The organism is Myxococcales bacterium, assembly GCA_022563535.1.
GTDB lineage: Bacteria > Myxococcota_A > UBA9160 > UBA9160 > UBA4427 > DUBZ01.
On record JADFNE010000011.1, the window covers coordinates 81107 to 90475 of the forward strand.

At 60.8% G+C, this 9369-nt stretch carries 9 protein-coding genes; 5 read left to right on the plus strand and 4 right to left on the minus strand.

Annotated features, from left to right (window positions below):
• Window positions 1-13: 13 nt before the first annotated feature.
• The 4 genes from IH881_05660 to IH881_05675 form a co-directional block, all read right to left on the minus strand.
• A complete protein-coding gene (locus tag IH881_05660) occupies window positions 14-796 on the minus strand; it encodes an IclR family transcriptional regulator (GenBank protein ID MCH7867164.1) in 783 nt (260 codons plus the stop codon).
• Window positions 797-823: 27 nt separating this feature from the next.
• Window positions 824-1225 carry a hypothetical protein gene (locus IH881_05665; GenBank protein MCH7867165.1) on the minus strand — a complete coding sequence of 134 codons (402 nt, stop codon included), beginning with the start codon at window positions 1223-1225 and terminating at the stop codon, window positions 824-826.
• A gap of 358 nt (window positions 1226-1583) precedes the next feature.
• A complete protein-coding gene (locus IH881_05670; protein MCH7867166.1) occupies window positions 1584-2108 on the minus strand; it encodes a hypothetical protein in 525 nt (174 codons plus the stop codon).
• 112 nt (window positions 2109-2220) lie between these two features.
• Window positions 2221-4692: a PBP1A family penicillin-binding protein gene (locus IH881_05675; GenBank protein ID MCH7867167.1), complete on the minus strand. Its 2472-nt coding sequence runs from the start codon at window positions 4690-4692 to the stop codon at window positions 2221-2223.
• Between the two features lie 133 nt (window positions 4693-4825).
• Between IH881_05675 and argH the strand changes: the two genes are divergently transcribed.
• The 5 genes from argH to IH881_05700 all read left to right on the plus strand — a co-directional run bounded on the left by argH (window position 4826) and on the right by IH881_05700 (window position 9190).
• Window positions 4826-6304, plus strand: a complete 1479-nt coding sequence (gene argH, locus IH881_05680; GenBank protein MCH7867168.1) for an argininosuccinate lyase — start codon at window positions 4826-4828, stop codon at window positions 6302-6304.
• A complete protein-coding gene (locus tag IH881_05685) occupies window positions 6301-6498 on the plus strand; it encodes a hypothetical protein (GenBank protein ID MCH7867169.1) in 198 nt (65 codons plus the stop codon). Before argH ends, IH881_05685 begins: the two co-directional genes overlap by 4 nt.
• 147 nt (window positions 6499-6645) lie before the next feature.
• Window positions 6646-7521, plus strand: a complete 876-nt coding sequence (locus IH881_05690; GenBank protein MCH7867170.1) for a diaminopimelate epimerase — start codon at window positions 6646-6648, stop codon at window positions 7519-7521.
• On the plus strand, window positions 7521-8396 hold the full coding sequence (locus IH881_05695; GenBank protein ID MCH7867171.1) for a 4-hydroxy-tetrahydrodipicolinate synthase: 876 nt from the start codon (window positions 7521-7523) through the stop codon (window positions 8394-8396). Before IH881_05690 ends, IH881_05695 begins: the two co-directional genes overlap by 1 nt.
• Window positions 8396-9190, plus strand: a complete 795-nt coding sequence (locus tag IH881_05700) for a 4-hydroxy-tetrahydrodipicolinate reductase (protein ID MCH7867172.1) — start codon at window positions 8396-8398, stop codon at window positions 9188-9190. The genes IH881_05695 and IH881_05700 overlap by 1 nt, the downstream gene beginning before the upstream one ends.
• Window positions 9191-9369 lie beyond the last annotated feature (179 nt).

Here is a 9369-nt window from a genome sequence, read left to right on the forward strand (position 1 = left end):
CCTCGCCGGGGGGCTACCGGCCCAGGTTGCGACTCAGTTTGTTGGCGGCGGCTACTACGGCTGGCGCCACGGTGCCGAGCAAACGGTCTTGAGTGAGTCGGAAGCTGGGGCCCGAAGCTGAGATTGCGGCCACGGTCTGACCGCTTTCGTCGAACACCGGTGCCGCGACGCAGCACAGGCCGACTTCGTGCTCTTCCAGATCCACGCCAAACCCCTGGATGGCAACTGACGACAGATGCTCGGAGAACTTATCGCGGTCGACGATGGTGTTCGGCGTCCCGGATTCGCTGTCGGGCTGGGAGAACAATTCATTGACGAGTTTTGCACGGGGCTCGGGTGCGAGTCCGGCGAGCAAGACTTTACCCATGGCCGTGCAATTTGCTGGCAGGCGCAAGCCGATCCGAGAGGAAGTCAAGATCAGCTGCTCGGGGACTTCGCTATCGAGGTGAATCACTTCGGACCCGCGCAGCTTTGCAATGTGGACGGTTTCGCCCAGTGCCGCGCTCAACTCGGCCAGGATCGGACGAGCACTCCGCAGCAGCGTGTTCCCTCGCGCGAAGGCGCGCCCAAGTTCGAGGCAACCCGTTCCCAGACGATATTGCTCACTGCGAGCACTCTGTTCGATGTAACCATTCTCCTCGAGGGTGGCGAGGAGACGAAAGACGTTGTTTTTGTGCAGACCGAGGCGCCGAGACAAATCGCTGACACCGATTTCGTCTTTTTCAGAGAAGACCTCCAAGACCCTCAGTGCGTTGCTGACTGTCTGAATCGAATAGTCGCTCTTTGATTTTGTCATGTATGGGCTGCTCTCGGTTGCGGAGGGTTAAAGGTCAACTTGATGTTCGAACTCTATGACGTCTTCTGTCATCGCGGTTCTTGCTGTCATGGTGCCTTGCCTGGTGTCCTTTCTGGCGTCCCTTCTGGCGTCCCTTCTGGCGTCCTTGGTGTGGACAGCAAGTATGTTAACTGCGTTAACCGATGATTCGCGGTCTCGCTGATCGCCAAAATGGGTCTCAAGAAGACGGCGGTCGTAGCGGTCGTAGCGGAGGGAATATGTGAAGAGAGGGGACAAGGATTTCACTGTCCCGTCCAACTGTGCGAGAGGTGCTAACTCGCGGAGCTCTATGCTGTTTGCCGTATCGACGAAATGGGTCAGAGAGATCATTGGAGGGTCACCGATGAGTTTTTCTTGGCCGGTTGCCGTTGGCATATTTGAGAGGAGCACTAGTTATCGCAAGGCGTGCGGAACTGTCAACGATCAATCATCACGCGTTGAGATAATTGACACAGATCAATGTCGATTGCTCGGGGACTCCACCGATCCAAAAGGAAAAATTCTGGGCCAACTAATTTTTGCGTCGGGTGAAATAATTACCTGCCTCACCCGGCATTCGGCTGATCTGCGAACTTGAAAGATTGAGAGACGCGCATCGTCTTTGCGCTTGACTTTACTCCAGTGAGTCGTTCGACGAGCGAACTTGTTAACACTCTCTCGACGAAGAACTGTAAATGCTTACCGGCCCATCGCGATCGGATCGAAACTGAATCAATTCATGGACGTATGTGTAAAGATCCCACATGCATCAGCGCAGTTCGTCAGCATCGAGTGAACCGTCGCCCCAAATCTTTGGCGAAAGTGCGCGAGCGCGATCGAGTAGCTCGGCCGCTTCCGAGAGTTGACCCGAATCATAGAGGGCAGCTCCCCTCAGTCCGAGCAGATGAACCTGCACTTCGTCGGACAGACCACCTCTCATTCGCAACAGTGATTCGGCGTGGTCGAGAAACTGCAGTGCGCGGGCCGGGTCCCGCCCTTCAACGTGATGACGTGAAATTGCGAGATAAACATAGGGATTGGTTGCATCGACCTGCAGCGCGCGCTCGTAGCGGGCCAGGGCTGCCTCCGGTTGGCCCCGCGCGTCGGACTCGAGTCCTTCATCGATGAGAAGCAGCGAAGCGCGCCGCGCCGCGTCTCCTGATTCGAGCAAGCTCGAGATACGCACCGGCGTAAGCTCGTTCCAGCTCGACCGATCGGTGATGCAGCCAAGGTTCGCACCAGTCAACAGCACAGCGAATACAATCGACAAGAAACGATAATGCGGTTGCGACACGAGATTGTCCTTTAAACCTAGGCTCAACGAGCTGAAAAGGCGAGCGAGACATTTATCTGCTCGCGATGTTCGGGTGGAGCGAAACAGGCGGAATGGATCCACTCGCGACCTCTTACAAAATTTCTCGCAGCCAGCCGAAGAGTCCACGATTCTGTTCGCGCGAGCGAACTCGGTCCTGCCGCCGTGGATCATGGCGATCCAACTCTCGCCCGGCAACCGGACTGCGCCTGCGACCGTCACAAATTTCGCTGGGAGCCGTGCCGGCGAGGAAGATTTCAGCCTGACGACTGGGACAACCCGGCATCGCCAGCGCGCCGGAACGAGGATCGATCTCGAGGTGTTCGATATTGCCCGGCGGAATGAAGCTTCCACGCATCTCGTTTCCCATCGCTTCCTTGATGAAGCTCGCCCAGATGGGCAGCGGGCCCCGACTACTCGAAACCCCGATGCTGCGCGGCTCATCGAATCCCAGCCAGACCACCGCGACCAACTCGGGGGTAAACCCAACAAACCAAAGGTCCCGTTCGTCGTCGGTCGTCCCGGTCTTTCCCGCCAGCGCTCCCTTCAGTCCCAGCCAGCGCAAGCGTCGCGCAGTGCCCCGGTTTACCACGCCCTCTAGCAACGAAACTCCGAGGTGCGCGAGACCCGGGTCGATGACCTGCCGGAGTTCGAGACGGCGCTGCTCGAGCGTACGATTCTCGGCGGTGACGTCCTCGAAGGTATGGGGGGTGGGACGCACACCTCCACTCGCCAGGGTCGCGTAAGCCCGGGCAATCTCCATCGGCGAGAGTTCTGCAGTGCCGAGGGCCAGGCTCGGCACCAGAGGCAGGTAGCTGTTTACGCCCATGCGCTTCGCCATTTCGGCCACGCGATCGATCCCGACCCGCAGTGCCAGACGAACCGAGGGAACATTGAGCGAGCGCTCGAGTGCGCTGCGGAGCGAAACACGCCCGCGAAATTCATGATCGTAGTTCTGTGGCCGCCAGACTCCGTCACGAGTCTCGATCTCCAGCGGGACATCATCGAGAAAACTCGCCAGGGTGGCGATTGGCGGGCCGTCGCGATTTTCGAGCGCCGCGAGATATATGAAGGGTTTGAACACGCTGCCGGCGGGCCTGCGCGCCTGGGTGCAGCGATTGAACTGCGATTGGCCATAATTTCGACCGCCCACCAGCGCCAGGATCTCTCCGGTCTGGGGACGCATCGCGATCAGGCAACCCTGTAGCCTCTTGCTCGGATTCTCGCTCAGGAGCTCGGGATTGAGACGTTCGATCGACTCCAGGCCCTCCACTAGCGCGCGCACCGCGGCGCGCTGGAGTCTCGAATTGAGAGTCGAGTAGATCTTCAGTCCCTCGGTCTGCAATAGCGTGCGGTCGTAGGCTTCGGGGAGTTGCTGTCTCAGCAGATCGAGGAAGTAACGCGCGTCTCCGGACTCGGTGGTCGGCATCGCGACGTCCAGCGGCGTACCCCGAGCCAAGTTGAATTCTTCCAGTTCGAGTCGCCCCTGCTTGCGCATCAACTCGAGTACTAGATCGCGCCGTTCCCGGGCCGATTCGGGGTTGCGATGAGGTGAAAGCCGATTTGGACTCTGGATGATGGCGGCCAGCAACGCCGATTCGGCGGGCACGAGTTCGGCGACCGTCTTGCCAAAGTAGTAACGCGTAGCCTCCCCGACTCCGTGAATCGAAGTCGCCCCACGACGTCCTAGATAGATTTCATTCAGATAGCTCTGAAGAATTTGGCGCTTTGAATATTGGGCTTCCACGATCAGCGCCATCACGGCTTCCTGAAACTTGCGGCGCAGGGTTCGTTCCGGAGTCAGAAAGAAGTTCTTGACCAGTTGTTGGGTGAGCGTGCTGCCCCCCTGGCGCACGCCGCCGGCGCGTAGGTTGGCGAGCATCGCGCCACCGATGCGGGTCAAATCAACCCCATGATGGCTTGCGAAGCGACGGTCCTCGACGGCCAACACCGCGTCGATCAGGTGCTGGGGTACGGATTCGAGCTTCACGAGTTCGCGCTGCTCACGCTCGCTGCCAAAGTAGGCACCCACGAGTTCGGGTTCGAGCAGGACTGCGCCGACTTCGCGCGAGCGCGGGAGTTCGCGCATTTCGGCGATCACGTTTCCCTTGAAGCGGATCACGATATCTCGGGCGGGCTCGGGGCGGGTCGGATGGCTGAAGGCCCGCAGATAGACTCGCAAGCGGTTCTTCGACCAGCGGTAGAGGCCGGGGCGCAGGGGGCGCCCGGCGGTCACCGTCTGTTCTCGATAGCCCAAGCGCGCCAGGGTGCCCCGCAGATCGATCAGCTCGGCGTCGAGGCCCGGGTAGAGGATGTCCGGGGCGGAGTACACCTTGGAGGGAACCGCGAAGCGCTGGCCGTCGAATCGATCCACCACAATGCGGTTCATCGAAACGATCCAGTTCGCGGTCGACAAGCCGAAAATAAAGGCCAACACCGTCAGCACGCGCACGACTACCCAGCCGACGCTGTAGCCGGAGTCACTGCGCTTCTTTGCGCCGCCGCGCTTGCGCGCGGCTTCTTTGCGCTTTGACCGTGCGGGTCCTTTGGTCGCCCGGGTCCCCAAAATCGCACCTCTCCCCGGGGGCTTGCCAGATCACCCCGAACACAAGCTAGCACCGCCGGAAAACCCGGGCAGAGCTTGTGATTCTGCTTGGAAACCGCGAGATTACCTGGGTTCAATCAACGGACCGACAGGCATGAGCAAAGACAAGAAAAGCAAAACGAAAGAGAGCCGAGCGGGCGACCCAAAGTCCACGAAACTTTGGGGCGGGCGCTTCAGCGGTGCGACGGATCCAACCGTTGAGCGCTTCAGCGCTTCCGTTCACTTCGACCGTGCGCTGGCGCGCTACGACATTCGGGGTTCGATCGCCCATGCCCAGATGCTGGCCAGGACCAAGATCATCCCCGCTGAAGACGCGGAGGCGTTGATCGCGGGCCTGCGCGCAATCGAAGTCGAGATCGAGACCGGCACGTTTCCATTCGACCCAGCCCTCGAAGACATTCACATGAACATCGAGTCACGCCTGCGAGAGCAGATCGGTCCGGTGTCGGGACGACTTCACACCGGCCGCTCGCGAAACGATCAGGTGGCCACCGATACGGCCCTGTATCTACGAGAGACCTGCTGGGCAACCGAAATGGGACTGCTCGGGCTTCGCCAGATCTTGGTTGAGCGGAGCCGACAGCACATCGACACCATCTTGCCCGGCTATACCCACTTGCAGCGCGCTCAACCCGTGCGGCTGGCCCATCACTGGCTCGCCTATGTCGAGATGCTCGGGCGAGACGCCGAGCGCTTTGCGGACCTGCGGACGCGGGTCCGACGCTGCCCTCTCGGCGCGGGAGCCCTGGCCGGATCCACCCTGCCACTCGATCGCGCAGATACGGCCCGGGCACTCGGCTTCGACGAACCCACGCGCAACAGCATGGACAGTGTGGCGGCGCGGGACCTCGTGCTGGAGTTTCTATCTGCAGCGGCGATCTGCATGGTCAACCTCTCGCGCTTCGCGGAAGAGCTGGTCATCTGGTCGAGTGCGGAGTTTGGCTTCGTCGAACTCGCGGACGCGTATTCGACCGGTTCGAGCTTGATGCCTCAGAAGAAGAATCCCGACGTGCCCGAGTTGGTGAGGGGCAAATCCGGCCGGGCGATCGGCAACCTGGTCTCGCTCTTGACCACCATGAAGGGCCTGCCCCTGACCTACAACCGCGACATGCAGGAAGACAAAGAACCGCTCTTCGATTCGGCGACAACCCTGCGCGATTGTCTCGAAGTCATGAGCGGCTCGTTCGCGACCCTGCAGGTCAACGAAGCTCGCATGGCGGATGCCGCCCGGGACCCGATGTTGCTCGCGACCGACCTGGCGGAGATTCTGGTCCTCGACGGTGTGCCGTTCCGAGAGGCCCATCAGGCGGTGGGAAAAATTGTGGGGCACTGCAGCCGGGAAGGCGTGTCCCTGACCTCGCTCAGCCAAGCTGAGATGCAGGGTTTCCACTCGGCGTTCCGCGCGCCATCGGCCGACCTGCTGAATCTCGAGCGCAGTCTCGCCAAGCGCGAACTCATCGGCGGAACCTCGCAGAAACGCGTGAGCGAAGCCCTCGATGTCGCGACGCGTGAACTCGAAGAAGAAGCCCAGGCTCTCGAAAGCGCGGGACTGCAGATCGAAGGTCCCAAATGATGCGCCGCATTGTGGTGATGTTGATCGCGATGTCGTGCACTGCCGCGATGGTGGCGCCGCTGGCCTGCGGAAAGTACGGAAGGCCGGTGCGAGTCGCGCAGCAGGGCTTCGGGGCGCAGGAGCAGCCGGGAACAAGCAAACTCGCATTGGATCAGGACAGCGACGACGAAGCGCGAAAGAACGGCAAGCCCTAGGACGCCCGCGCCGGCCTGGCGGCGGTCGTCCTGATTCGTTCTTCCCGTACAGGTTCCGCTGCGACTTCTGCCCCCAGGCTCCGACAATCCAAGCATTTGACGGCGGTTTCGTTCGTCGTCACGCGCTTTTTGCCATAGGATCGATCCATGAGTAGCCCGTCTAAAAGTGTTCCCTTCACCAAAATGCACGGTGCCGGAAACGACGTCATCATCCTCGACGCGATTCGCGACGTCATGCCCGAAGATCTCGGCGCGTTTTCGCGACGCATCTCGCATCGCCAGTTCGGAATTGGCGCGGATCAGATCCTGGTGGTTCGCGAGTCTCAGAATGCCGACTTTCGCATGGAGATCTTCAACGCCGACGGTTCCCAGGTGGAAATGTGCGCGAACGGCATTCGCGCCTTCTACAAGTATTTGCGCGATCACGGTCATACCGACGCCGACGAGATCAGCGTCGAAACCCTCTCGGGCGTGGTTCGCCCACGCTGGGCGGGTGAGGGCATGGTCCGGGTGGACATGGGCTTGCCGGTCCTCGAACCCGCAAAGATCCCGACGACTCTCGGCAGTGGCGATGGGCCCGTGTTGGATGTCACGTTGGACGTCGCGCTGGAAGCTGGGGCGAGCGAGCGCGTCACGCTGTCTTCGGCTTCGATGGGCAACCCGCACGCGGTAGTGGTGGTCGACAACGTCGACACTACAGCGGTTCACGAGTTGGGCAGCGCAATCGAGAGGCATTCCGCGTTTCCAAATCGCGTAAACGTCGAGTTCATCGAGATCGTGGATCGCAGTCGCTTTCGTCAACGCACCTGGGAGCGCGGTACCGGTGAGACGTTGGCTTGTGGCAGCGGTGCTTGCGCGGCGGCCGTCGTCAGCATGTTGCGCGGCGTAGTAGATCGAAAGGTCGTGGTTGAACTGCGCGGAGGTGAACTCGAAATCGCCTGGGCGGACGATCAATCTCCGGTTTTGATGACGGGCCCAGCCCAGCATGTATTTGCGGGAAGCATCCCGCTCGAGGAGGCGTAATCATGTTCGAAGGCGTCTTTACTGCACTCGTCACCCCATTTCGCGACGACAAGATCGACGAACCCGCGTTGCGTCAGTTGGTCGAAAATCAAATCACCGCGGGGATCGCTGGACTGGTGCCCTGCGGATCCACGGGCGAATCCGCGACCCTTTCGGTGCAAGAGCACCACCAGGTCATCGACATTGTGATCTCGGCTGCAGCGGGTCGCGTGCCGGTGATGGCGGGCACGGGTTCGAACAACACCCGCGAAGCCATTGGCTTTACCCGATACGCCAAGGAAGCGGGAGCGACGGCGGCACTGTTGCTCTCGCCCTACTACAACAAACCCACTCAGCAGGGACTGGTCGAACACTTCGAAGCCATCGCGAACGAGACCCAGTTTCCGCTGATGATCTACAACATCCCCGGACGCACGGCTTCCAACATCACGCCCGAAACCCTCGCGCGTCTCGCCGAAAACGAGTTCATCGTGGGGGTCAAAGAGGCGTCTGGCAATCTCGAACAGATCGCACAAGTGATCGCGCTGTGTCCCGACGACTTCGATGTGCTTGCAGGAGACGACACGCTGCTGCTTCCGATTCTTGCAATTGGAGGCAAGGGCGGAATCGCCGTAACATCCAATATTGTCCCCACTGCCATGATGGAGTTGCACCAGTCGTTTCGATCTGGGGACGCGGAGCGCGCCCGAGAATTGCACTATCAGCTGTTGCCGCTGTTTAACGCGCTCTTCACTGAAACAAATCCGATTCCCGTAAAGGCGGCGCTGGCGCTAATGGGCGTCATGCAGGACGACATCCGGTTGCCCCTGACCCAACTCACGCAACCCAATCGCGATCGCCTCCAGGCGGTCATGAAAGAACTGGGGATCTTGTAATGGGCGAAGGGAAACGCGTACTGGTCGTCGGGGCGCTCGGCCGCATGGGAGAGCAGATTTGCGCTCAGGTTTCGGCGCACACGGATCTGTGTCTGGGCGCCGCCCTCGAACGCAGCGGACATCCCGAGCTTGGCACTCGAGTCGAATCCGAGGTCGTGGTCACGGATGATGTGAAGAGCGCACTCGGGGGCTGTCAGGTTGTGATCGATTTTTCGATTCCGACGTCGACCCTCGCGAATCTTCGCGCCGCAACCGACGCCGGGGTGGCGTACGTCACGGGCACGACCGGCTTCCGTCCGGAAGAACGCGCGGAGATCGCCGCCATGGCCCAGCGCATTCCCGTGATTCACGCACCCAACTTCTCACTCGCGGTGAACGTTCTGGGTTGGCTCACGCGCGAAGCCAGTCGTCGCCTGGGCGATGGCTTCGACGCAGAACTCTTCGAGATACACCACAGCGCCAAGCGCGACGCCCCGAGTGGCACTGCACTTTTCCTCGCGGAAGCGGTGGCCAAAGGCCGAGAGCAAGTGCTCGAAGATCATTTGGTGCTCGAGCGCGCTGGCGAGATTGGTGCGCGGCCCCAGGACCAGATTGGCATTCAAACTCTGCGCGGTGGGGACAACACTGGCGAACACACTGTGATGTTCGTGGGCAAGGGTGAGCGCATCGAGCTGGTGCATCGCTCGGCGACGCGGGAGCATTTTGCTGTGGGGGCAGTTCGGGCGGCGGCTTGGTTGATTGGGCGGGAGGCGGGGTTGTATCCGATCGAACAGGTTTTCGGGCTCGACGACTAGGGCTTCGCTCGCGGGCCGCGTCTGGGGTGAGGGGCCTCTCCGGCGAATGGCTGTTTTCTTTGGGGCACTGTTTTTGGGCGTGGGTCGATTGGTTTCAATTGTCGGCTCGGCTCAAGGGGCTTGGACTTCGCTTTACTTCGCCGGCGAGGCCCCTCACCCCAGACGCTCCTCGGTGATGC

Excerpts from the sequence above, each read along its gene's own strand:
- IH881_05660 (MCH7867164.1), bottom strand. The coding sequence starts at position 796 with ATGACAAAATCAAAGAGCGACTATTCGATTCAGACAGTCAGCAACGCA.
- argH (MCH7867168.1), top strand. The coding sequence starts at position 4,826 with ATGAGCAAAGACAAGAAAAGCAAAACGAAAGAGAGCCGAGCGGGCGAC.
- IH881_05685 (MCH7867169.1), top strand. The coding sequence starts at position 6,301 with ATGATGCGCCGCATTGTGGTGATGTTGATCGCGATGTCGTGCACTGCC.
- IH881_05690 (MCH7867170.1), top strand. The coding sequence starts at position 6,646 with ATGAGTAGCCCGTCTAAAAGTGTTCCCTTCACCAAAATGCACGGTGCC.
- IH881_05700 (MCH7867172.1), top strand. The coding sequence starts at position 8,396 with ATGGGCGAAGGGAAACGCGTACTGGTCGTCGGGGCGCTCGGCCGCATG.